We start from the raw sequence: 21,162 nt of genomic DNA on the forward strand, positions 1-21,162 counted from the left end.
GCGCGTCGATCATATAACAGGACTTGGGAAGTACGTTTGCATGTCCCGCTTTCCCGTCATGTCTGGAAGACCGAGCAATGTTCATCGAAACAGAAGATACCCCCAATCCCGCAACGCTGAAGTTCCTGCCGGGGCGCGAGATCATGGCCAACGGGGCCACGGCTGACTTCATCAGCCCCGATTCCGTGGCCGGGCGGTCGCGCCTTGCGGAAATTCTGTTCGACCTTGACGGCGTGGCCCGCGTCTTTTTCGGAAATGACTTCGTTGCCGTGACCCGCAGCGACGCAACACAGTGGGATGACCTGCGTCCGCAGGTGCTGTCCGTGCTGGCTGATTACCTGGCCACAGGGCAGGCCGTGGTCGAAAGCGACGCGCAGGTGGTCGAGGATCTGATCGCGCCGGGGGATGAGGAAATCGTGCAGCAGATCAAGGAACTGCTTGATACCCGCGTGCGCCCCGCCGTTGCGGGTGATGGCGGTGACATTGTATTCCGGGGGTATCGTGACGGGGTGGTGCGGCTGACCATGCAGGGTGCGTGTTCGGGATGCCCGTCGTCGCGCGCGACGCTCAAGCACGGGGTGGAGAACATGCTGCGCCATTATGTGCCGGAAGTGGTATCGGTAGAGCAGGTAGAGGCCTGATCGGCAGGTCTGCGCGTAGTCTGGGAATGTTTCATGGCGCTTGATGACGCTGGGCTTGATCTTCTGTTTCGTACCGCACGCACGCCGGTGGCGTGGAATGACCGGCCCGTGGGGCAGGATACGCTGCGGCAGCTGTACGATCTGGTCCGCCTTGGCCCGACATCGGGTAACTGCTGCCCCGGGCGTTTCGTGTTCATTACGACCGAAAGCTGCCGTGAGCGCCTGCGTCCCGCGCTGTCGGCGGGAAACGTGCAGCGCGTGATGACCGCCCCGGTCACCGTGATCGTGGCGCATGACCCACTGTTCTTTGACCGCATGGATACGCTTAATTCCGCCCCGGATGTGCGGCAGTGGTTTGCAGCCGATGTGGGACTGGCGGAAGAAACGGCCTTTCGCAATGGCACGTTGCAGGGCGCGTACCTGATCATGGCCGCGCGGGCGCTTGGCCTGTCGGTGCTGCCGCTGTCGGGGTTCGATGGCGCGATGGTGGAAGACAGCTTTCTGGCGCAGAAGGGCTGGCAGGCCAATTTCCTTGTCTGTCTGGGTTATACGGATGGACCGCCACCCACGCCCCGTGCCCCGCGCCCGGATTTCGATGATGCCTGTGTGATTGTATAGGTCATGCGGATTCTGGTGATGGACGGCAGCGCCACCGGGACGCAGGCGCGTGCCGTGATTGCCTGCCTTGTGCTGGGTGATGATGGTGTCCTGTCTGTCCTTGCGACGCGTGAGGCAACCGGACGTGGCGCGGCGGAACAGTTTCCCCTGCTGGCAACCGAACTGTTCGCGCAGTGCGGCTGGACCCATGTCATGCCCGAACTGGTTGGCGTGGTCGTCGGACCGGGATCGTTCACGGGACTGCGGGCCTCGCTGGCCTTTGCCCATGGGCTTGCCGCGGGCAGTGGCTGTGCCGTCATGGGCATGACCGGGGGGGAAGCCATGGCCGACGCCCTGCGTCATCTGGCCCGGCAACAGGCGGCGCGTCCGGTGTGCTGCACCGTTGCACGACGGGGACGGGTCTTTGTCGAAATGCTGGCGGATGGGGATGGGGCGGGAAGTGTGTCCGCCCATATGCTCGATATGCTTGAACTGCCGCCCGGTCGCTTGCTGCTGGCGGGAAATGCGGCGGAAGATGTGGCGCAGGCATTGTCACGGCGCATGGATGTGCGGACATGCAACCTGATGCAGCCTGACCCCGTGGGCATTGCTACGGTGGCCCTGCGTCGTTTCTGCGGCCATCTGCCGCCCCGTGCGGCCCAGCCGCTTTATGTCGATGCGCCGGAGGCCAAACTGCCTGCGGCTGGCCTGCGGCCCGCCCCCACCGATACGCCATGACCCTGTCCCCCCGGCCCGCCAGCGCGCGGGCCACGTTGCTGGCCCATATCCATGCGCGGGCGTTCCCCCCTACTCACCGGTGGGATGCGCAGGCCATGCAGGCCCTGCTGGACATGCCGGGTGTTTCTGTCGTGATGGCGGAAGGGGGCACTCCTGCCTTCATCATGGTCCGCACCGTGTTTGATGAAGCCGAGATCCTGACCTTTGCCGTGGACCCGGCATGGCAGCGGCGCGGTATCGGGCGCGACCTGCTGGCGCGCTGTATGCGGCAGGCGGGCCAGGCAGGCGCGCGGACCCTGTTTCTGGAAGTGGCGCGCGATAATGCTCCCGCCATGGCACTGTACCGCACGAGTGGATTCGTGCAGGCGGGTGTACGGCGCAATTATTACCCCGATGGGATGGATGCCTGCGTCATGCAGCGGGAGATTTGAGGACGGTCAGCCGGTGTGTCATGCCATCTGTTTCTGTCTGTATTTCTTCTACAACATGACCAAGCAGCTTCAGGCTGCGTGAAACATTGTCCAGCGGGGTGGTGCCGCGCAGTCGGACAAGCAGTTTTCCCCCGGCAGGAAGTCTGTCAAGTGCCAACCTGGTACGCACGAAAGTCATCGGGCATACTTCATGGGTGATATCTATTTCTGCCATATCAATATCAGACATATTACCACGAAACCTTTGTTGTTACCTGTTGCGATCCGTCTGGAATTATTTATATAGGGTACATCATTATTCCAGAGCGACAGGATCAGATTAATGGCCGATGCAGCGGCAGAAGTGGAAGTACGGGAACTGGCCGCCGAAATCGTTTCGGCATACGTATCCCGCAATGAACTTGACGCGGATACCCTTCCCGATCTGATTCACCGGGTTTATGAAGCCGTGGCCTCCCTCGGGCGTGCGGAACCAGTGCCTGAGAAGCCGGTGCCCGCTGTCCCCCTCAAGAAATCGGTTTTCCCCGATTACATCGTCTGCCTTGAGGACGGAAAGAAGCTCAAGATGCTCAAGCGTCACCTCAAGACCGCTTATAACATGACGCCTGATGAATACCGTGAACGATGGGGGCTGCCCCATGATTACCCCATGGTGGCGCCCAACTATGCCAGCCATCGGTCGTCGCTTGCACGCAAGATCGGCCTTGGCACCAAACGTGAGGACTGAACCACACGGAGTGTGGTAGTGTGGACAGGTATCTGCATGATCGGCTACGCCCGTAAACATGGCACCAGACAGTAACGGACTACAGACCCGCATTGAACGCATGTGCACCGAACGCGGCCTGAAAATGACAGGCCAGCGACGGGTGATCGCGCGTGTCCTGTCTGAAGCCCATGACCACCCGGATGTGGAAGAGCTATATCGTCGCGCCTCCCAGCTGGACGGGCGTATTTCGGTTGCCACGGTATATCGCACCGTGCGCCTGCTGGAAGAAAACGGCATTCTCGAACGTCGTGACTTTGGCGGTGGCCGGGCCCGTTACGAAGCGACGGAAGAAGGCGACCACTATCACCTGATCGATGTGGAAAGCGGACAGGTGGTGGAATTCACCCATGCCGACCATGCCGAGCTGTTGCGCAGGATTACGGCCGAACTCGGGTTCGAACTGGTCTCGCACCGACTGGAACTGTTTGCGCGCAGGCTGCCCGACGTGGCAGAAGAACAGACGGGCCAGATGGCGCAAACGCAGCGGAAAGGCAGGTCACGGCCTTGAGTATCGAGAAAACCATACAGTCCCTTTCTACCCTGGACCTGGAACGCAACGGTTTTCCTGAATTGCGGGGGGGAAACCTTGGCGTCCGGATCGCCACGACGGACGAGGAACGCGACGCCGCCCAGGCGCTGCGGTACCGGGTGTTCTATGAGGAAATGGGGGCCAGACCCGATTCCCGTACCGAGCGCCTGAAGCGGGATATTGATGAATTCGATGAATATGCCGATCACCTTCTGGTGATCGATCATGCCATTTCATCGGGTGCCAGGGGCGTGGTCGGTACCTACCGGCTGATGCAGGGGGATGCTGCCCGGAAGCTGGGCAAATTCTATACCTCCAGCGAATACGACATTTCGCCCCTGACCGAATTTCCCGGTCGCCTTCTGGAAGTGGGCCGGTCGTGCGTGGATATGAACTATCGCGGTCGCGCGGCCATGCAGCTGTTGTGGCGTGGCATTGCGTCCTACATTTTCCTGCACCGGATTGATGTGCTGTTCGGTTGCGCCAGCCTGCCGGGCACCGATCCCGATGCGCTGTCGGATGAACTGACCTACCTGTACCACAATCACCTTGCCCCGCCCGCGCTGCGGGTGCGCGCCCTGCCTGAACGCAGGGTGGAAATGCTGCGTGCGGACCCGCAGCTGCTGGACCACCGGCGGTCGCTGGCGCGCCTGCCGCCCCTGATAAAGGGCTACCTGCGGCTGGGTGGGTATGTGGGCGATGGCGCCGTGATTGATGAACAGTTCAACACCACCGATGTTGCAGTACTGGTCAAGAGCGAACTGCTGGCTGATAAGTATTACCGCCATTACGAACGTCGCCTGCGTGACGCGCTGGACTGACCCCGCAATCCACAGGGGGGGCGGGTCGCGACGCTCCATGATGTTCCTGTACACGCTGTATATGAAGCTTGCGCGCCTGCACGGGTGGCGGGCCGATCTGGCCATGCTGCTGGCGGGTGGGGTGTATGCCCTTGCGTTTCCACCGTTGCATGCGGTGGTGGTCCTGCCGGTCGCCTTCTGCCTGCTGGCGCTGGCGATCGATCACGCGGCCGACTGGCGTGGGGCCGCGCGGCGTGGCTTCATGTTCGCGATGGGGTTTCATACCATCGGCCTGTACTGGCTCATGTATGCCATCCTGCTGCGCGCGGATGATTTCTGGTGGCTGGTGCCGCTGGCATCGCCCGGCTGCGCGGTGATCCTTGCCCCGCTCAGTGCGCTCTCCGCCGGGTTGAGCCGCCTTGTGCCGCGTGGCACGGGCCGTCTGCTGGTCCTGTCCGCCCTGTGGACGGTGACGGATATGGCGCGGGTGTACGTGTTCAGCGGTTTTCCATGGAACCCGCCGGGCAGCGTATGGGAATTCCCCGGTCTTGCCGGCGATATCATGATCCAGCCTGCCGCATGGATCGGGGTGGACGGACTGACCCTGCTGACCTGTATCGTGGCGCTGGCCCCGCTATATGGTCGTGCTGGCCGCCGGGCCTGTCTCGCGCTGATGGTGGTGTGGATTGGCTGTGGCGTGGCACGCTTCAGCAGCATCCATGACACCTATCTCCATAATCCCGAAGTCGTGCTGGTGCAGGGCAACGTGCCCGAGACGGACAAGATCGCAGGCAATTCAGACGTGGCGATTTTCCGTCGTTACCTTGCCCTGACCCATCAGGGGGTGGCGCAGGGCCTGCAGCAGGCTGCGGGTACGCGCCCCGTTGTGTTCGCATGGCCGGAATCGGCATTTCCGGGCCTGCTGCTGGAAGATGATATTGCGCGCCCCATGATCATGCGGGCGGGGCAGGGAGCTGCAGCCGGCATTATTGGTAGCGTGCGCTGGCTGGAGGATGATCACCACTGGCGCAACAGCATGGTGGCCCTGATGCCGCCCGACGGCGCGGGGTCCATGGTGTATGACAAGGCGCATCTGGTTCCCTTTGGAGAATACCAGCCCGCCTTCCTGCCCTTCCATGTTGTGCCGGGTGAGGGCATGACCCCAGGCCCCGGTGTGCGGACGTGGCATCTCCCCGGTATTGCGCCGGTGGGACCGCTGATCTGTTACGAAGTGATTTTTTCAGGTCAGGTGACAGCCCCGCATGACCGGCCCGACTGGCTTATGAACAGCACCAACGACGCCTGGTATGGCAACAGCGCCGGGCCCCGCCAGCATCTGGCCGCCGTGCGTATCCGTGCGGTGGAGGAAGGGCTGCCGGTTGCCCGTGCCGCCAATACCGGCATCTCGGCCGTGTTTGACGGGCGGGGACATGAACTGGCGCGGCTGGGCTGGGACCGTCAGGGTGTGCTGGTGCATGCCGTGCCCGATGCCCTGCCGCTGACTGTTTTCGGGCGGTACGGGCGTCTGGTGCCGTTGCTGCTGGCTGTTTTACTGGGGCTGTGCGGCGTGTGGTACGCAGGTCGACAGGGTAAAGCCGTTTTGTCATAACGGTTTTCCGCCATTTTTTTTGATCTTATTTAATGCATTTAAAATGCATGAATATTTTCCTAATTCCCTGCTCGCCGTGCAGGGACAGGTTATTTATGTAATGCTTTGGTCCGGTACTCTGGAAATTCGGGTCAATAACGGATTTATTGTAGCTGTAGTTGATTTAAAAAATCTTAACGCCCACCGTGAATGGCTGGCGTATTTTAATTTCCAGCCGGTCTGGAGATAGCAGGTAGGGAAGGTAAGACCATTATTGTGACGGGGAAAATGTCCGCTACGTCCAATCCGGTAGATGTCCATGTCGGGAACCGTATCCGTCTGCGTCGTACACTGCTGGGTATGTCACAGGAACGGTTGGGGAATGCCTTGGGTCTGACATTCCAGCAGGTGCAGAAGTATGAACGCGGGCGTAACCGCGTGGGTGCGTCGCGTCTGTATGATCTGTCGTGCGTGCTGGATGTACCGGTCGGATTTTTTTTCGCGGGCCTGCCTGCGCATGTCGATACGACGGACCGGCCCGTAACAGACACTGTCGATGGCATGGCCGAGCCCGAGGCCCCTACACTGTCATCCGCGCTGCCCACGGTGGCGCAGGATGGCCTTGCCCTGCTTTCGCGTCGTGAAACCATTGAACTGGTGCGCGCATACTACGGGATCGAGGACAGTGGCACCCGTCGCCGCGTGCTGGATCTTGTCCGCTCCATGGGGGCATCGTCGTAGCGGGCGGGCTATTCCCGCCTGAGTACCTGATCGGTCATGAATGATGCGATTTTCCCGGCGCGGAAATCCGCGCGCAGGCGGTCTTCGTCATATTCCGTGCGCACCCAGTCCATGAAGGGGAGGCGCCCTTCCGCCTCGGCCGCGTAACGCAGGAAGAAGGCATCAAGCACGCCAGTGCGTGAACTGTTGAAATGTCCGTTCTTCCATGAAAGCTGGCGCAGCGCCTGTTGCGCCGTCCCCCCTTCGAACAGGATGACAAGCCCCGCGGCCAGTCCCGTGCGGTCGGCACCCGACTTGCAGTGCATGAGCATGGGAAAGCGGATGTCGCGGTAAATCCGCTCAAACCGTTCAATGCGGTCCCTGTGGGGGGCATTGCGGCTTTCGAACGCCATGTCGATATGGGTCAGCCCGATCTTGTGGGCGGCTTCGCGTGACAGGGCATCGGACCCGCACTGACGGTGCCCGCGCAGGTTGACCAGCGTTTTCAGCCCGTAGCGACGGGTGGCCAGCCGCAGCCGCCACGGCGTGGGATGGTTGCAGCGATAGACACGGCCGGGAATGACCACGCGGAAGTTGGTCCATGTCTGCCGCAGGATTGCATGGTCAACGAACAGGCTGTCGATCCAGGCACGGCTTCGGCCGGCGGGGGTGGACAGGTTTCCCTCAAACACCAGCCTTGTCCTTTCAAACGGGTGGAGACGAAAAAGGCGCTGGATTTTTCACATCCAGCGCCTTCTGCGTCAATCACGAATGAAAGTGACCGGCTGTTACGCCTTGCGTTCCAGCTGCAGCTCCTTGATCCGGCCAATCGCCTTGGCGGGGTTCAGGCCCTTGGGGCAGGTCTGGGTGCAGTTCATGATCGTGCGGCAGGCATACAGCTTCAGCGGATCTTCCAGTGCATCCAGACGGTCGCCCGCATGTTCGTCACGGCTGTCGGCAATCCAGCGATAGGCCGCCAGCAGCGTTGCCGGACCAAGGTAGCGGTCGCCATTCCACCAGTAGGACGGGCACGACGTGGAGCAGCAGAAGCACAGGATGCACTCCCACATGCCATCCAGCTCGGCACGTTCCTCGATGCTCTGGCGGCGTTCGGAATCCGGTGGCGGCAGCGTGTCGGATTTCAGCCACGGATCAATCGAGCGCAGCTGGGCATACGCACCATCCAGGTCGGGCACCAGATCCTTGATGACCGGCATGTGCGGCAGCGGATAGATCGCGATGTCACCCTCGATATCCCGGATGGGCTTGAGGCACGCCAGCGTGTTCTCGCCAGCGATGTTCATCGCGCATGACCCGCAGATCCCTTCACGGCATGAACGCCGGAAGGTCAGGGTGGAGTCGACATCGTTCTTGATATGGATAAGCGCGTCGAGCACCATCGGCCCGATCTTGTCCAGATCAATTTCGTAGGTATCGACCACGGGGTTCTTGTCATCGTCCGGGCTCCAGCGATAGATCCGGAAGTTCTTGACATTGGTGGCGCCGGGGGCGGCGGTGAAAATGCGGCCCTTGCCCACCGTGCTGTTCTTTGGCAGCCTGAATTCGACCATCGTCTCGTTCCTTTTCCGCCGTTACGTCAGTAGACGCGCTTCTTGGGGGGGAAGACCTGCACATCGTTGGTCAGCGTTTTCATGTGCACGGGGCGGTAGCTTAGCGTGACATCGCCCTTGTCGGTCATGTGGGCGACGGTGTGCTTCATCCAGTTCTTGTCGTCACGGTCGGGATAGTCGTCATGCGCCTGCGCGCCGCGGCTTTCGTGACGTGCGTCGGCACCCGCCATGGTGACGGTGGCGTTGGCCAGCAGGTTCTCGAACTCCAGCGCTTCCATAAGGTCGCTGTTCCAGATCAGCGAACGGTCGTTGATCGAGATGTCGGGAATTTCCGACCAGATTTCCTTGATCTTCTCCACACCCTGCGCAAGGCTTTCGGTGTTGCGGAACACGGCGGCATGCTTCTGCATGGTGCGCTGCAGCTTGCTGCGCATGTCGGCCACATGGGTCTTGCCCTTGGCGTAGCGCAGGCGGTCGAAGCGCGCGATTGCGGCATCACCGGCCCCTTCGGGCAGCGGCGGGATGACTTCCTCGCTCTTGATGGTAGCGGCGGCGCGCTGGGCGGCGGCACGGCCAAATACCACGAGGTCAAGCAGCGAGTTGGTGCCAAGGCGGTTCGCGCCATGCACGGACACGCACGCCGCTTCACCCACCGCCATAAGGCCGGGCACCACCGCATCGACATCATCAGCCGTGGGGCGGATGACCTCGCCATGGTAGTTGGTGGGGATGCCGCCCATGTTGTAATGTACTGTCGGCAGCACCGGCACGGGTTCCTTGGTCACGTCGATCCCGGCAAAGATGCGCGCCGTTTCCGAAATGCCGGGCAGGCGTTCATGCAGGATCTCGGGACCAAGATGCTCGAGGTGCAGCATGATGTAGTTCTTTTCCGGACCACAGCCGCGACCTTCGTTGATTTCGATGGTCATGGCGCGCGAGACCACGTCACGCGAAGCCAGATCCTTGGCGGTCGGCGCGTAGCGTTCCATGAAGCGCTCGCCTTCGGAATTGGTCAGGTAGCCGCCTTCGCCACGGCAGCCTTCCGTCAGCAGGCAGCCTGCGGGGAAGATGCCGGTGGGGTGGAACTGCACGAATTCCATGTCCTGCATCGGGATACCGGCGCGGATCGCCATGCCGCCACCATCACCCGTGCAGGTATGGGCGGAGGTGCATGAATGGTACGCACGGCCATAGCCGCCGGTCGCCAGCACGACTTTCTGCGCACGGAAGCGGTGCAGTGTGCCGTCTTCCAGGCACCATGCCATGACACCACGGCAGGCACCGTCGTCATCCATGATCAGGTCGATGGCGAAGTATTCGACAAAGAATTCGACGTTATGCTTCAGGCACTGCTGGTACAGCGTGTGCAGGATGGCATGGCCCGTCCGGTCGGCGGCGGCGCAGGCGCGGGGCACCGGGGCCTCGCCATAGTTGCGCATGTGCCCGCCAAAGGGGCGCTGGTAGATCTTGCCATCTTCCGTGCGGGAAAAGGGCACACCCATGTGTTCCAGTTCCTGCACGGCGGGCACCGCCTCGCGGCACATGTATTCGATGGCGTCCTGGTCACCCAGCCAGTCCGATCCCTTGACGGTATCGTACATGTGCCAGCGCCAGTTATCCTCGGCCATGTTGCCAAGCGATGCGCCAATGCCGCCCTGTGCTGCGACGGTATGGCTGCGTGTGGGGAAAACCTTGGTCACGCAGGCAGTCTTGAGGCCAGCGGCCCCCATGCCCAGCGTGGCCCGGAGGCCGGAGCCACCAGCGCCTACGACAACCACGTCATATGCGTGGTCAACGATCCTGTAGGAGCCGGTGAGTGGTGAAGTGGTCGCGTTCATTTCTTGGACGTGTCCCGATGCTCGTTCGGACGGCCGGCCAGTATTGCGGCCCGCCGGTCCGCGAATGTCATGTTCTGCTCAGGCGATCGCGCGGGCTTCAGCCCGCTGCAATCCTGCCCCGGCTGCTGCCGGCCAGCGCCAGCTTCAGTACGGAAACCGTGCCGAACAGACCCAGAAGGAAGACGATCCCCTTCATCAGCAGGCCCGCAGGCAGGTGCGCCTTGCCGTGCACGTAGTCATCAATGATGACCTGCAGCCCAAGCTGGGTATGGTAGAAGGTCAGGATCACCAGCGACAGCATCATGGTGGTGTTGAGCGGGCGTGCGCCCCACTTCGCCACTTCCGGCTGTGATGCGCCAGCAAGGCGGAAGACCTGGATCACGAACCAGCCCGACAGCGGCACAAGGGCCACCGCCGATGCACGTTCTGCCCACCAGTGGCCGACACCGGCCTGACCCGAGCCCAGTCCGCGCGCGCGCGAAAGCTGGGAGCGCATGACCGTGATATGCGGTTTCTTCGGATTGCTCATGATCAGGACGCCTTCTTGCGGGAACGACAGATCGCGACACCAAGGATACCGGCCACCAGCGCCAGCGTGGTTCCCACCGTCACGCCCACGGCCACGGGGCCATCCTCGTTGATTTCCTTTTTGGAAAAGCGATAGCCGCTATCCCACACAAGGTGGCGTATCCCCGCCACGAAGTGATAGACCAGCGCCAGTGCCCACCCCGCGAGCAGCATCTGCCCCAGCGGGTTGCCGGTCACCTTCTGGACCTTGCTGAAAGATTTGGGTCCCTTTGCCGCCGCGCTGATCCAGCACAGACCAAGTGCCGAACCGCCTGCGGCGGCGACACCGGCGGCGCGGTTCGCGATTGAAAGGAACATGGAAAGACGGAAGCGGTAGACCTGGAGGTGTGGGGACATAGGCCGCCTGGTCAGAGTTCCGTCGCTTCGCTGCCCTACATAGAGCGCATCACGGACATCCTGCATGGTCGTCTCGTCAATTTCCCTGTTATGGCTTCGGTTTGTTCCGTTGCCTTGTCTGAATTCGGTCCTACGCCGCACGGAAGGCCGGGTCAACGCACGCCCGGAACACGAGGTTGAGAGACCTTCCCCCGGCTACATGGCGGTACAGCCCCGCTGCACCGCCATCCATGGGGACCCCGCAGGCAGCCCGTCAGTGTCCGAGCAGGTCGAGGGCGACCATCGTCTCCGCGATCTGGACCGCGTTCAGCGCCGCCCCCTTGCGCAGGTTGTCGGCAACGCACCAGAAGCCGAGTCCATTGGGCACCGTCGGGTCAATGCGCAGGCGCGAGACATAGGTTGCGTCCTCACCCACGATCTCAAGCGGTGTCGCATATCCGCCGTCCTCGCGCTTGTCATGCAGCACCACGCCCGGCGCTTCACGCAGGGCTTCGCGGGCGCGTTTGATATCAACGGGTTCCTCGAATTCCACGCTAATGGCCTCGGCATGGCCAATGAACACGGGAACACGCACGCAGGTGGCGAAAACGGCAATGTCGGGGTCAAGGATCTTGCGGGTCTCGACCGTCATCTTCCACTCTTCCTTGGTCGCGCCGTCATCCATGAACCGGTCGATGTGGGGAATGCAGTTGAACGCGATCTGCTTTGTGAACTGTTCGGCCTTCAGCGGGTCGCCCACCAGGCTGCCGCGTGACTGGTTGAACAGTTCGTCCATGCCGCTTTTGCCCGCACCGGCCACGGCCTGGTAGGTGGCGACCACAACGCGCTTGATTGTGAACAGGTCATGCAGCGGTTTGAGTGCAACCACCATCTGGATGGTGGAGCAGTTGGGATTGGCAATGATGCCGCGCCTGGCCTTCTTCACATCGTTGGGATTGACCTCGGGCACGACCAGCGGCACGTCCGGTTCCATGCGGAAGTGGGACGTGTTGTCAATCACGATGCAGCCCGCTTTCGCAGCCCGCGGCGCATGCACGGCCGAAACCGCCCCGCCGGGGGAGAAAAGGGCGACATCCCAGCCGGTAAAGTCAAAGGTCTCGAGGTTCTGGACCTTCAGTACCTTCTTATCGCCAAAGGAGACTTCCTTGCCCGCCGAACGGGCGGACGCCAGGGCCACGATCTCATCCACAGGGAACTGGCGCTCGGCCAGAGTCTTGAGGATCTCGCGCCCCACAGCGCCGGTGGCGCCCACCACCGCAACGCGGTAACCCATAATCTTCTTCCTGTCCTGTCATGCCGGTCCATCCGGGCGGACGGACCCATTGCCGTAACTGTACCGACACCTAGAGCCTGCGCGGCAAAGGCGCAAGCAGGACGGACCGCGCAAAACCGCTAACCGAATCGGGGGTAAGGTCAAGGTGACACGTCCCATGCGGTGATAGGCCTTGTCCGTATCGGCGTGCCGGGTGCACGCTTGGCCCATCGCGCCATACCGGGCAGGCACGCCGCCATCCGTCCCGGTACAGGGCGCAGGCAAGAACGGTTAGAGAGATCATGGCCCTATCATCTGATATTTCCGCAACCATGCCGCCCGGTGCCCGTCGGGCCCCCGCGTGCACCCTGGTCATTTTCGGGGCGCATGGGGATCTGACCAAGCGGCTGCTCATGCCCGCGCTGTACAATCTGGTGGGTAACGGGCTGCTGGATGACGGCTTCCGCGTCATTGGCGTGGACCGCGTGGACAGCACCACCGCGCAATGGCGCGACGGCCTTGCCGCCATGATGCAGTCCTTCACCCATGACCCGAACGCCGAATTCCATCCTGCCAGCATCAATGCACAGCAGTGGGACTGGCTGGCGCAGCGGCTGGAGTATGTACAGGCCGATTTCAGTGATGCGGACGCCCTGCGCCAGCTGGGCACGAAGCTGCCGGGCAACGCCATCTTCTACCTGGCCATCCCGTCGCGGTTTTTCGCCACGGTGGTCGAAACATTGGGCAAGGCCGGTGTGGTGGCGCAGAAGGAGGGCGTTTTCCGCCGCGTGGTGATTGAAAAGCCGTTTGGTTCGGACCTGGCTTCGGCAAAGGAACTCAACCGCCGGGTGCTGTCGGTACTGGACGAGTCGCAGGTCTTCCGCATTGACCATTTCCTTGGCAAGGAAACGGTGCAGAACATCCTCGCCATGCGATTCGGCAATCTGATATTCGAACCGCTGTGGCGCAATGAATATGTCGATCATGTCGAGATCACTGCTGCCGAGACCATTGGCGTGGAACAGCGCGGCGCGTTTTACGAGCCCACGGGCGCGCTGCGTGACATGGTGCCCAACCACCTGTTCCAGCTTTTCGCCATGGTGGCGATGGAGCCCCCCAATACCTTCGACGCCGAAAGCGTGCGCAACGCCAAGGAACAGCTGTTCGAGGCCGTGACCCCCATCGACCCGGCGGATGCCGTGCGCGGCCAGTATGCAACCGGCACGGTGGAGGGCAGACCCATGGTCGGCTACCGCGAAAGCCCCGGCGTGGCCCCGCACAGCAATACCGAAACCTATGTGGCGCTGAAGCTGCATGTGGATAACTGGCGCTGGGCCGGGGTGCCGTTCTACCTGCGCACCGGCAAGGCGCTGGGGGGACGGCGGACCGAAGTTGTGGTGCAGTTCCGCAAGCCGCCAATGCTCATGTTCCGTGAAACCGAAACGGAGGAACTGCCCCCCAACCGCATTATCCTCAACATCCAGCCAGCCCAGGGGCTGACGGTGGAACTGGGTGCGAAAAAGCCGGGGCCGGAAATGGACCTGACCGATGTGCAGGCCCGTTTCCGTTACGAGGACGTGTTCGCCAAATCGCCCAATGTCGGGTACGAAACCCTGCTGTATGACTGCCTGATGGGGGACGAGACCCTGTTCCAGCGTGCCGATAATATCGAGGCCGCGTGGAAGGCCGTCGATCCTGTCCTGCAGGCATGGGCGAAGGATACGGCGGGGCCGGAACTATACGAAGCCGGGACATCAGGTCCCAGCGGGGCGGACGACCTGCTGCATCGTGACGGACGGTCGTGGTACCCGCTTGATCGCGCCTGAAAGATTTTTTGAAAACGACCTGTTCATAAGGATGAAAGTTTCCGGCTGCCGCCTTTCTTCAGAAAGGCGGCGTTCCTTAGAAGCTTTCTGAAAAAAGCTTCACCAGAAACTTTCTTGCGACCGGCTCCGTCTGGCTGTTGCGGATCGCCCGGGACTGTCAGGTAAGCCGGATATGGCCTGGCCCCGCCCGCAACATGCTGTGGGCGGGGCGGGACGCGTTTACTGCGCGGGGGCGGCGGTGGTCCCCTGCGCATCGGCAGCCTTGGCCTGCTGTGCGGCGGTGTGTTCGCTGTCGCCCTCACGGAACAGGGTGTCGGCATGCTTGCGCTGCTTCTTGGACAGGCTGTCATACAGCGATGCGAACGCCGTGTTCAGCGTCTGCATGTCACGCGCGCGCTCGATCACCAGATCGGCATAGGACTGCATGTTTTCCACCGCGTTCAGGGTGGGCAGCTTGGACCGGCGGTCCTCGATCGCATCATGCAGGCGCTGCGCGTTGTCGCGCATGTCCTGTGCGAAGGGGGCCCACAGCGCTTCCTGCTTCTTGGTAATGCCCAGCTGGTCATGCAGCGCCTTGATATGGGCTTCCACCTGTTCCGGCGCGGGATCGCGCGGGGTGTGGGCCAGTGGCGCGGTCGGGTTGGGCTTGCCTGCTTCTGTCTGGGTACCCGTGGTGGGCTGCGGGTCGGCGGCCATGGCCATGGCGGGCAGCATCAGCAGGGCAGCGGTGGGTAGGAACCGGCGGAACATCATGTTGTATATTTTCCTTCGCAGGGGTGTCGATATGCGTGGGATGTGTCAGGGCTGCGGTTATCAGTAACCGCCGCCATAGGGGTAATAGGCCGGCGGCGGCGGGGCCGGCGCGGGGGTGGGATAGTAGGCCGGTGGCGGTGCCGCAGCGCCGCGTTCGGCCAGCGTGCTGCCCAGCATGGCGCCCACTGCAAGACCGGCCAGGCCACTGCCCACGGCCAGACCCGCGCCGCCGCCACCACGGTGGCCGCCATAATAACCGCCACGCGGCGGCGGGGGCGGTCCGCCACGTCCACCGCGGGGACCGCCATGCCACGGCTGGGCCTGCGCAGCCGGCACGGCCGTTGCCAGTATGCCCAGCGCAAGGCTGGCTGACAGGAGGGAAGCAGTAAGTTTGCGCAGATGCATGGAGTTTGAGAACCTCGACATATCGTGAAGGCGGATAACAGGATCATTATGACCAATGTCCGTGTCGAAACAATGGCCGGGTCCGTGTCAGGCCACCCAGGGCAATCGCTTTGTCAGGGCGGATAACCGGTGGCGACGCAATTCGTTGCGCGCCCTGGCATCATTGGTCATGTAATTCAGCTGTATGGTGTGGCGGGGACCGACGTACTGCCGGTGGCCATGCCATGTGTCCGGCCCGTTGGGGAAGACCAGCAGCGTGCCGTTGACGGGCGGAACCTCGACCGTGAAATCCTCCAGGTCATGGTCGTTGCGCAGCAGTCGCAGGCAGCCTTCATGCCGTGCCCATGCCGTGTCGTCCCCGGCGTTCAGATACAGCAGGACGGTCACGCGCTTGCTGGCGGAATCGCGGTGGATGCGTCCGTCCTTGGCCCGCGTGCGTCCACGCAGGGTCAGCATGGTGGGGGCGGTATCCAGATCCAGCGCGAATTTCCGCGCGATCAGGGTCCGCAGCCGTGGTCCCTCCAGTTCCGTCACCAGCCGCGCCATAAGCGGCGAAAGCGTCAGCGCCCCGGGCGGGAAGGACCCGCCGGAGCGGATGTCAGGCAGGCTTGCGGCAAGGGCATGCAGGTCATCGGGCCTGATGAAATGCGGGACCACCACATGCGCAAATGGTGCGGTGGACACGGGCGCTGCCTCCAGCGCCGCATAGTCGGGGGTGACGGGTTGGATCATGCCATCCTGCAAGCTGGTCACTAAGCGGCTTCCAGATTAGGCCCGGACACGCCCCCCCGCAAGCATGCGTACGGGATCAGGCCGTGACCGTGTCCACCGCGTCCAGCACCCGGCTGGAATAGACCGTGGCCGCCCCCGCATTCAGCGCCACGGCAACGCCCAGTGCTTCGGCAATTTCCTCTTTCGTGGCCCCGGCCTTCACCGCGGCGGTGGAATGGACGGATATGCAGCCGTCGCACCGTGTGGTCACGGCAACCGCCAGCGCGATCAGTTCACGTGTCTTGGCATCCAGCTTTCCGGTGCGCGCGGCAGCGCCATCCAGCGTCTGGAGTCCCTTGATGGTGTCGGGCGAGAGCGCCGCGAAAGCTTTGATAGAGTCGCCCAGATGGGCGCGGTAGGCGTTCCAGTCAGTCATCACAAACTCTCCATTCTGGCTGGTTTCAGTTCACCAGATGGAGAGAACCCCTGTCATGACACAGTTTGGCGAGTTTGCGCCCTTGATGGGGTGTTTGTTACGGACTATCGCCGAAATACCATGGATACAGACATAGCCCCCGCCCGCCCGTCCGCTGCGGCGTTGCCCGCAGGTACCGGCCCCCTCGCCGCCTATGAGGCCCGTGTGGCTTCTGGCCGTCTTGATCGTGACCCGGAACAGGAAAAGGCCGCCCGCCGGCTCGACCGCCTGTGGCGTGAACTACGTGACTACCACCCGGTGGTCCAGCAGCACGCGCCGCAGGCCTCGGGCTGGCTGGGCGGGCTGAAGGCGCGCCTGGGCCTGTCGGGGCGCCACGCCACCGAGGCCCCGCGTCCGCGCGGCGTTTACATGGTGGGACAGGTGGGGCGTGGCAAAACCATGCTCATGGACCTGTTCTTCAGCCTCGCCCCCGTGGAACACAAGCGCCGGGTCCATTTCCACCGCTTCATGCAGGACGTGCACCAGCGCCTGCATGACATGAAGGCGGCCGATCCCGACCTGACGGATCCCATCCCGCCGCTGGCGCGCCAGATCGCGCAGGAAGCGTGGCTGCTGTGCTTTGATGAATTTCAGGTCAATGACATTGCCGACGCCATGATCCTTGGCCGCCTGTTCGATTACCTGTTCGCCGATGGCGTGGTGGTGGTCGCGACATCCAACACGAAACCCGAGGACCTGTTCCAGGACCGTCCGGGCGCTGATGCCTTCAAGCCGTTCATCGCCGCGATTCTCAAGGAAGTGGATACCGTCATCCTCGATTCCCCGCGCGATTACCGCCGGGGCAACGCGCGGGGAATGCAGACATGGATCATCCCCGCCGATGATGCGGCGCGCCGGGCGCTCGACTCGATCTTCACCCGGCTGGCCGATGGCGCGCCGGTCGTGCCGGTTACGCTGGACATCATGGGCCGCCGCCTGAAGGTGGACCAGGCGGCAGGTCCGGTCGCGCGCTTCAGCTTTGCCGATCTGTGCGGCAGGCCGCTGGGTGCTGGCGATTACCTGGCGCTGGCCACGCGGTTTCCCAACCTTGTCCTGGATGGCGTCCCGCGCATGGGGCCGGATAATTTTGACGAGGCCCGGCGCTTCATCGTCCTGATCGACACGCTGTACGAACAGAACGTCAAGCTGTTCGCCTCCGCCGAGGACAGGCCGGACGCACTGTATGCAAAGGGGCAGGGCGCCACCGCGTTCGAACGCACCGCCTCGCGTCTGGAGGAAATGCAGAGCGCGGCCTACATGCAGCTGCCGCACCTGAACGCATAGGAGCGGACAGGGGATGAAAGGGTCACGCCATCGTGACGGTTATGGCGGTGGTGTGACTGGTCAGGCGGTAGGCAAGCAGGACGGTCTTTGCTTGGGTATGGGCAAGTTCGCATCAGCCGGGACAAAGGCCGCGGATATGGACGTTTTCCGCACGCCGGTCCCCGCTATCGGAGGACAGGCACGAAAATGTCAGTATGCGCGGCAAGCAGACCTGATCCTGATGAATGATGGCGGCATCCCGGCAAGGGTGCGGCTAGGGTAGCGATACAAATCGGGCCGGTGAGAATGACATGCCGGATCCGACAATAGCGCGGCCAAAAAAGGCCGCCAGCGAGGAGATGTCTTCAATATGGCGGGCGTAGATATTCTTTCGACCGCATTCAGTGGCGCCAATACGGCCTATCTGGCTGAATTGTATGCGCGCTGGGTGGCCGATCCCAACAGCGTCGATCCTTCCTTTGCCTCCCTGTTCCAGGAACTGCATGAGGATGGTCCGGAAATCGTTCATGATGCGGAAGGGGCCTCCTGGGCGCCGCGTCCGCACATCATCACCGGTGATGAACCCGCACCCCTGCCGAATGGCAAGGCGGCGGGGGTTACGGCCGAAGGGCTGCGGGCCGCGGCTGATGACAGCCTGCGCGCGACCCAGCTGATCCGCGCGTTCCGCGTGCGTGGCCACCTGGAGGCCCGGCTGGACCCGCTGGGCCTGCAGGTGCCCCAGCCCCATGCCGACCTTGACCCGGCAACCTACGGCTTCGGCCCCAAGGACCTTGATCGCCCGATCTACCTTGGCCACACCGTCGCCAGCCTGATCGGGACCGACACCGCGACCATCAATCAGGTGCTTGATGCCCTGCGTTCGGTCTATTGCGGGCCGATCGGCGCCGAGTTCATGCATATCCAGGACCCCGAGCAGCGCATGTGGGTGCAGGCGCGGCTGGAAGGCGACAACTGGCGCAAGGGCGCAAGCCCCGAACAGAAGAAGGTCATCCTGCAGCAGCTGACCGAAGCGGAAGGCTTCGAGTCCTTCTGTCAGAAGCGGTATGTCGGCACCAAGCGCTTCGGCCTTGAGGGCGAGGATGTGACCATTCCCGCGCTGCACGCGATCATTGATCAGGCGGCTGCCGGCGGCGTGCGGTCGGTTGCCATCGGCATGCCGCATCGCGGGCGCCTGAACACGCTGGTCAACATCGTGCGCAAGCCCTACACCGCCATCTTCAGCGAATTCGCCGGTGCGTCCTTCAAGCCGGACGACGTGCAGGGGTCGGGCGATGTGAAATACCATCTCGGCACCTCCACCGATGTCGAGATCGGCGGCACCCCGGTCCATATCTCGCTCCAGCCCAACCCCTCGCATCTCGAGGCGGTGGACCCGGTCGTGATCGGCAAGGTCCGCGCGACACAGGATGATGACGATCCCCACCAGCGTGGTCGCCATATGGGCCTGCTGCTGCATGGTGACGCGGCGTTCGCCGGTCAGGGCATCGTGTATGAAACGCTGGCCATGTCGCAGCTGATCGGCTACCGCACCGGCGGCACGATCCATGTCGTGGTCAACAACCAGATCGGCTTCACCACCGTTTCGGTCCATTCCTTCTCCGGTCTGTACTGCACGGACGTGGCCAAGGCGGTGCAGGCCCCGATCCTGCACGTCAATGGTGACGAGCCCGAAGCGGTGATCTACTGCTCCCGCCTTGCGGCCGAGTTCCGCCAGAAGTTCGCGTCCGACGTGGTGCTGGACATCGTGGGTTACCGTCGCCACGGCCATAACGAGTCCGACGAGCCGTCCTTCACCCAGCCCACCATGTACAAGGCCATTGCCGCGCGCCCGACCATCCGCACGCTGTATTCCGACCGTCTGGTGCGCGAAGGTGTCGTGACCGAGGCTGAGGTCACGGCCGAATGGGACGGCTTCCACAACAGGCTGGAAGAAGCCTACCAGGCGGCACAGGGCTACAAGCCCAACAAGGCCGACTGGCTGGAAGGCGCGTGGAAGGGCCTGAAGCCGCCGCCGGTGGACGCAACCCGTCCCGCGCCGGAAACCGGCGTGGCGATCGACACGCTCAAGGAAGTGGGCGCGGCGCTGGCGCAGGTGCCCGATGATTTCAACGCCAATTCCAAGATTGTCCGTCAGCTCAAGGCCAAGGCCAAGATGTTCGAGACGGGCGAGGGCATTGACTGGGCTACGGGCGAGGCGCTGGGCTTTGGCACGCTGCTGCTGGAAAAGCACCATGTCCGCCTGTCGGGCGAGGACTGCCAGCGCGGCACCTTCAGCCAGCGTCATGCGGTGCTGATCGACCAGATCAACCAGAACACCTACGTGCCGCTGAACAACATCGCCAAGGACCAGGCCGCGATCGAGATCTACAACTCGCTGCTGTCCGAATTCGGTGTGCTCGGGTTTGAATACGGCTATTCGCTGGCCGACCCGAACGCGCTGGTGCTGTGGGAAGCGCAGTTCGGTGACTTCGCCAATGGCGCGCAGGTCATCATCGACCAGTTCATCGCGTCGGGTGAGACCAAGTGGCTGCGCATGTCCGGTCTGGTCATGCTGCTGCCGCATGGGTACGAAGGGCAGGGGCCGGAACATTCCTCCGCCCGTCTGGAGCGTTATCTCCAGCTCTGCGCTGAAAACAACATGCGCGTGTGTAACCTGACCACGCCAGCCAACTACTACCACGCCCTGCGCCGCCAGCTGTTCCTTGATTACCGCAAGCCGCTGATCATCATGACGCCGAAATCCCTGCTGCGTCATAAGCTGGCGGTGTCGGCACTGAAGGATTTCGGTCCGGGCACGCGCTTCCTGCCGGTGATTGGGGAAATCGACCAGATTGCCGCCCCGGCCAAGGTGGACCGCGTGGTGATCTGTTCGGGCAAGGTCTATTACGACCTGCTGGCCGAACGGCGTGAGCGCAAGCTGGATAACGTCGCCATCCTTCGGCTGGAGCAGTTCTATCCCTTCCCCGAAAAGATGCTGGCCGAGGAACTGGCCCGCTATCCGCAGGCCAAGGTGATCTGGTGCCAGGAAGAACCGGAAAACATGGGTGGATGGAGCTTTGTCGATCGCCTGATCGAAGGCGTGCTGACATCGGTTGGCCACAAGAGCACGCGGCCGGCCTATGTCGGGCGTGTGGCGGCGGCAAGCCCCGCCACGGGCCTGGCGAAGATCCATGTCGCCGAGCAGACGGCGCTGGTGAACAGGGCGCTGGGTGTCAGCGCCTGACCGTCACGGGTTACGCATAAGGGAAATGGGAACGGCGGTCTGGCCGTTCCCCTGAATAACGATAAGGCCGCCCGGACGTGTCCGATG

23 protein-coding genes are annotated in these 21,162 nt (G+C 62.8%); 12 read left to right on the plus strand and 11 right to left on the minus strand.

Annotated elements, in window-relative coordinates:
- Positions 1 to 77 precede the first annotated feature (77 nt).
- The 4 genes from CFR80_RS03115 to rimI are packed head-to-tail and all read left to right on the plus strand — an operon-like array spanning position 78 to position 2,407.
- Positions 78 to 641, plus strand: coding sequence for a NifU family protein (locus CFR80_RS03115; RefSeq protein WP_010514751.1), 564 nt, complete (start codon positions 78 to 80; stop codon positions 639 to 641).
- A gap of 33 nt (positions 642 to 674) precedes the next feature.
- Complete coding sequence (locus CFR80_RS03120) at positions 675 to 1,259, plus strand: malonic semialdehyde reductase (RefSeq protein ID WP_010514752.1); 585 nt, start codon at positions 675 to 677, stop codon at positions 1,257 to 1,259.
- A 3-nt stretch (positions 1,260 to 1,262) separates the two neighbouring features.
- A complete protein-coding gene (gene tsaB / locus CFR80_RS03125; RefSeq protein WP_110507083.1) occupies positions 1,263 to 1,976 on the plus strand; it encodes a tRNA (adenosine(37)-N6)-threonylcarbamoyltransferase complex dimerization subunit type 1 TsaB in 714 nt (237 codons plus the stop codon).
- A complete protein-coding gene (rimI, locus tag CFR80_RS03130) occupies positions 1,973 to 2,407 on the plus strand; it encodes a ribosomal protein S18-alanine N-acetyltransferase (protein ID WP_010514754.1) in 435 nt (144 codons plus the stop codon). The genes tsaB and rimI overlap by 4 nt, the downstream gene beginning before the upstream one ends.
- Here rimI and CFR80_RS03135 read toward each other — a convergent pair.
- Positions 2,388 to 2,636, minus strand: coding sequence for a sulfurtransferase TusA family protein (locus tag CFR80_RS03135; RefSeq protein WP_010514756.1), 249 nt, complete (start codon positions 2,634 to 2,636; stop codon positions 2,388 to 2,390). The genes rimI and CFR80_RS03135 overlap by 20 nt on opposite strands.
- Before the next feature lie 93 nt (positions 2,637 to 2,729).
- On the opposite strand from CFR80_RS03135, the gene CFR80_RS03140 reads away from it, so the two are divergent.
- The 5 genes from CFR80_RS03140 (at position 2,730) to CFR80_RS03160 (ending at position 6,834) form a co-directional block, all read left to right on the plus strand.
- Positions 2,730 to 3,134, plus strand: a complete 405-nt coding sequence (locus tag CFR80_RS03140) for a MucR family transcriptional regulator (RefSeq protein WP_010514757.1) — start codon at positions 2,730 to 2,732, stop codon at positions 3,132 to 3,134.
- Between the two features lie 58 nt (positions 3,135 to 3,192).
- The gene (locus tag CFR80_RS03145) at positions 3,193 to 3,684 is read left to right on the plus strand and encodes a Fur family transcriptional regulator (protein ID WP_010514759.1); all 492 of its coding nucleotides are present in this window, start codon (positions 3,193 to 3,195) and stop codon (positions 3,682 to 3,684) included.
- Positions 3,681 to 4,526 (plus strand): GNAT family N-acetyltransferase, encoded by an 846-nt coding sequence (locus CFR80_RS03150; protein WP_010514761.1) that lies wholly within the window; start codon positions 3,681 to 3,683, stop codon positions 4,524 to 4,526. Before CFR80_RS03145 ends, CFR80_RS03150 begins: the two co-directional genes overlap by 4 nt.
- A 37-nt stretch (positions 4,527 to 4,563) precedes the next feature.
- Positions 4,564 to 6,114 carry an apolipoprotein N-acyltransferase gene (gene lnt / locus CFR80_RS03155; RefSeq protein ID WP_010514762.1) on the plus strand — a complete coding sequence of 517 codons (1,551 nt, stop codon included), beginning with the start codon at positions 4,564 to 4,566 and terminating at the stop codon, positions 6,112 to 6,114.
- A 267-nt stretch (positions 6,115 to 6,381) separates the two neighbouring features.
- Positions 6,382 to 6,834, plus strand: a complete 453-nt coding sequence (locus CFR80_RS03160; protein ID WP_010514763.1) for a helix-turn-helix domain-containing protein — start codon at positions 6,382 to 6,384, stop codon at positions 6,832 to 6,834.
- An 8-nt stretch (positions 6,835 to 6,842) separates the two neighbouring features.
- On the opposite strand, the gene CFR80_RS03165 is transcribed toward CFR80_RS03160, so the two are convergent.
- The 6 genes from CFR80_RS03165 to CFR80_RS03190 form a co-directional block, all read right to left on the minus strand.
- Entirely contained in the window at positions 6,843 to 7,505 is a 663-nt protein-coding gene (locus CFR80_RS03165; protein ID WP_010514764.1) for a tyrosine-protein phosphatase, read from the minus strand.
- Positions 7,506 to 7,601: 96 nt separating this feature from the next.
- Complete coding sequence (locus CFR80_RS03170; protein ID WP_010509197.1) at positions 7,602 to 8,384, minus strand: succinate dehydrogenase iron-sulfur subunit; 783 nt, start codon at positions 8,382 to 8,384, stop codon at positions 7,602 to 7,604.
- A 26-nt stretch (positions 8,385 to 8,410) separates the two neighbouring features.
- Positions 8,411 to 10,222 (minus strand): succinate dehydrogenase flavoprotein subunit, encoded by a 1,812-nt coding sequence (gene sdhA / locus CFR80_RS03175; protein WP_010514765.1) that lies wholly within the window; start codon positions 10,220 to 10,222, stop codon positions 8,411 to 8,413.
- A gap of 97 nt (positions 10,223 to 10,319) precedes the next feature.
- Complete coding sequence (gene sdhD / locus CFR80_RS03180) at positions 10,320 to 10,751, minus strand: succinate dehydrogenase, hydrophobic membrane anchor protein (protein WP_010514766.1); 432 nt, start codon at positions 10,749 to 10,751, stop codon at positions 10,320 to 10,322.
- A gap of 2 nt (positions 10,752 to 10,753) precedes the next feature.
- Entirely contained in the window at positions 10,754 to 11,146 is a 393-nt protein-coding gene (gene sdhC, locus CFR80_RS03185) for a succinate dehydrogenase, cytochrome b556 subunit (protein ID WP_010514767.1), read from the minus strand.
- 253 nt (positions 11,147 to 11,399) lie between these two features.
- The gene (locus tag CFR80_RS03190) at positions 11,400 to 12,419 is read right to left on the minus strand and encodes an aspartate-semialdehyde dehydrogenase (protein WP_010514768.1); all 1,020 of its coding nucleotides are present in this window, start codon (positions 12,417 to 12,419) and stop codon (positions 11,400 to 11,402) included.
- Positions 12,420 to 12,700: 281 nt separating this feature from the next.
- On the opposite strand from CFR80_RS03190, the gene zwf reads away from it, so the two are divergent.
- Complete coding sequence (zwf, locus tag CFR80_RS03195) at positions 12,701 to 14,224, plus strand: glucose-6-phosphate dehydrogenase (protein WP_010514769.1); 1,524 nt, start codon at positions 12,701 to 12,703, stop codon at positions 14,222 to 14,224.
- Between the two features lie 219 nt (positions 14,225 to 14,443).
- Here the strand turns inward: zwf and CFR80_RS03205 are convergent, their stop codons facing one another.
- From CFR80_RS03205 to CFR80_RS03220, 4 genes are all read right to left on the minus strand, one after another.
- Complete coding sequence (locus CFR80_RS03205; protein WP_010514770.1) at positions 14,444 to 14,977, minus strand: Spy/CpxP family protein refolding chaperone; 534 nt, start codon at positions 14,975 to 14,977, stop codon at positions 14,444 to 14,446.
- Positions 14,978 to 15,037: 60 nt separating this feature from the next.
- A complete protein-coding gene (locus tag CFR80_RS03210) occupies positions 15,038 to 15,382 on the minus strand; it encodes a hypothetical protein (RefSeq protein WP_048857290.1) in 345 nt (114 codons plus the stop codon).
- Positions 15,383 to 15,469: 87 nt separating this feature from the next.
- Positions 15,470 to 16,114, minus strand: a complete 645-nt coding sequence (locus tag CFR80_RS03215) for a 2OG-Fe(II) oxygenase (RefSeq protein WP_029329517.1) — start codon at positions 16,112 to 16,114, stop codon at positions 15,470 to 15,472.
- A gap of 76 nt (positions 16,115 to 16,190) precedes the next feature.
- Positions 16,191 to 16,529 carry a carboxymuconolactone decarboxylase family protein gene (locus CFR80_RS03220; protein WP_010514774.1) on the minus strand — a complete coding sequence of 113 codons (339 nt, stop codon included), beginning with the start codon at positions 16,527 to 16,529 and terminating at the stop codon, positions 16,191 to 16,193.
- 120 nt (positions 16,530 to 16,649) lie between these two features.
- Between CFR80_RS03220 and zapE the strand changes: the two genes are divergently transcribed.
- Entirely contained in the window at positions 16,650 to 17,852 is a 1,203-nt protein-coding gene (zapE, locus tag CFR80_RS03225) for a cell division protein ZapE (protein WP_010514775.1), read from the plus strand.
- A 349-nt stretch (positions 17,853 to 18,201) separates the two neighbouring features.
- On the plus strand, positions 18,202 to 21,075 hold the full coding sequence (locus CFR80_RS03230; RefSeq protein ID WP_010514780.1) for a 2-oxoglutarate dehydrogenase E1 component: 2,874 nt from the start codon (positions 18,202 to 18,204) through the stop codon (positions 21,073 to 21,075).
- Positions 21,076 to 21,162: the final 87 nt, after the last annotated feature.

This window comes from Komagataeibacter oboediens (genome assembly GCF_003207815.1).
GTDB classification, from domain to species: domain Bacteria; phylum Pseudomonadota; class Alphaproteobacteria; order Acetobacterales; family Acetobacteraceae; genus Komagataeibacter; species Komagataeibacter oboediens.

Coding starts and splice junctions, on each gene's coding strand:
- CFR80_RS03115 (WP_010514751.1), top strand. CDS start 78: ATGTTCATCGAAACAGAAGATACCCCCAATCCCGCAACGCTGAAGTTC.
- CFR80_RS03120 (WP_010514752.1), top strand. CDS start 675: ATGGCGCTTGATGACGCTGGGCTTGATCTTCTGTTTCGTACCGCACGC.
- tsaB (WP_110507083.1), top strand. CDS start 1,263: ATGCGGATTCTGGTGATGGACGGCAGCGCCACCGGGACGCAGGCGCGT.
- rimI (WP_010514754.1), top strand. CDS start 1,973: ATGACCCTGTCCCCCCGGCCCGCCAGCGCGCGGGCCACGTTGCTGGCC.
- CFR80_RS03135 (WP_010514756.1), bottom strand. CDS start 2,636: ATGTCTGATATTGATATGGCAGAAATAGATATCACCCATGAAGTATGC.
- CFR80_RS03140 (WP_010514757.1), top strand. CDS start 2,730: ATGGCCGATGCAGCGGCAGAAGTGGAAGTACGGGAACTGGCCGCCGAA.
- CFR80_RS03145 (WP_010514759.1), top strand. CDS start 3,193: ATGGCACCAGACAGTAACGGACTACAGACCCGCATTGAACGCATGTGC.
- lnt (WP_010514762.1), top strand. CDS start 4,564: ATGATGTTCCTGTACACGCTGTATATGAAGCTTGCGCGCCTGCACGGG.
- CFR80_RS03160 (WP_010514763.1), top strand. CDS start 6,382: ATGTCCGCTACGTCCAATCCGGTAGATGTCCATGTCGGGAACCGTATC.
- CFR80_RS03170 (WP_010509197.1), bottom strand. CDS start 8,384: ATGGTCGAATTCAGGCTGCCAAAGAACAGCACGGTGGGCAAGGGCCGC.
- sdhA (WP_010514765.1), bottom strand. CDS start 10,222: ATGAACGCGACCACTTCACCACTCACCGGCTCCTACAGGATCGTTGAC.
- sdhD (WP_010514766.1), bottom strand. CDS start 10,751: ATGAGCAATCCGAAGAAACCGCATATCACGGTCATGCGCTCCCAGCTT.
- sdhC (WP_010514767.1), bottom strand. CDS start 11,146: ATGTCCCCACACCTCCAGGTCTACCGCTTCCGTCTTTCCATGTTCCTT.
- CFR80_RS03190 (WP_010514768.1), bottom strand. CDS start 12,419: ATGGGTTACCGCGTTGCGGTGGTGGGCGCCACCGGCGCTGTGGGGCGC.
- zwf (WP_010514769.1), top strand. CDS start 12,701: ATGGCCCTATCATCTGATATTTCCGCAACCATGCCGCCCGGTGCCCGT.
- CFR80_RS03205 (WP_010514770.1), bottom strand. CDS start 14,977: ATGATGTTCCGCCGGTTCCTACCCACCGCTGCCCTGCTGATGCTGCCC.
- CFR80_RS03210 (WP_048857290.1), bottom strand. CDS start 15,382: ATGCATCTGCGCAAACTTACTGCTTCCCTCCTGTCAGCCAGCCTTGCG.
- CFR80_RS03215 (WP_029329517.1), bottom strand. CDS start 16,114: ATGATCCAACCCGTCACCCCCGACTATGCGGCGCTGGAGGCAGCGCCC.
- CFR80_RS03220 (WP_010514774.1), bottom strand. CDS start 16,529: ATGACTGACTGGAACGCCTACCGCGCCCATCTGGGCGACTCTATCAAA.
- zapE (WP_010514775.1), top strand. CDS start 16,650: ATGGATACAGACATAGCCCCCGCCCGCCCGTCCGCTGCGGCGTTGCCC.
- CFR80_RS03230 (WP_010514780.1), top strand. CDS start 18,202: ATGGCGGGCGTAGATATTCTTTCGACCGCATTCAGTGGCGCCAATACG.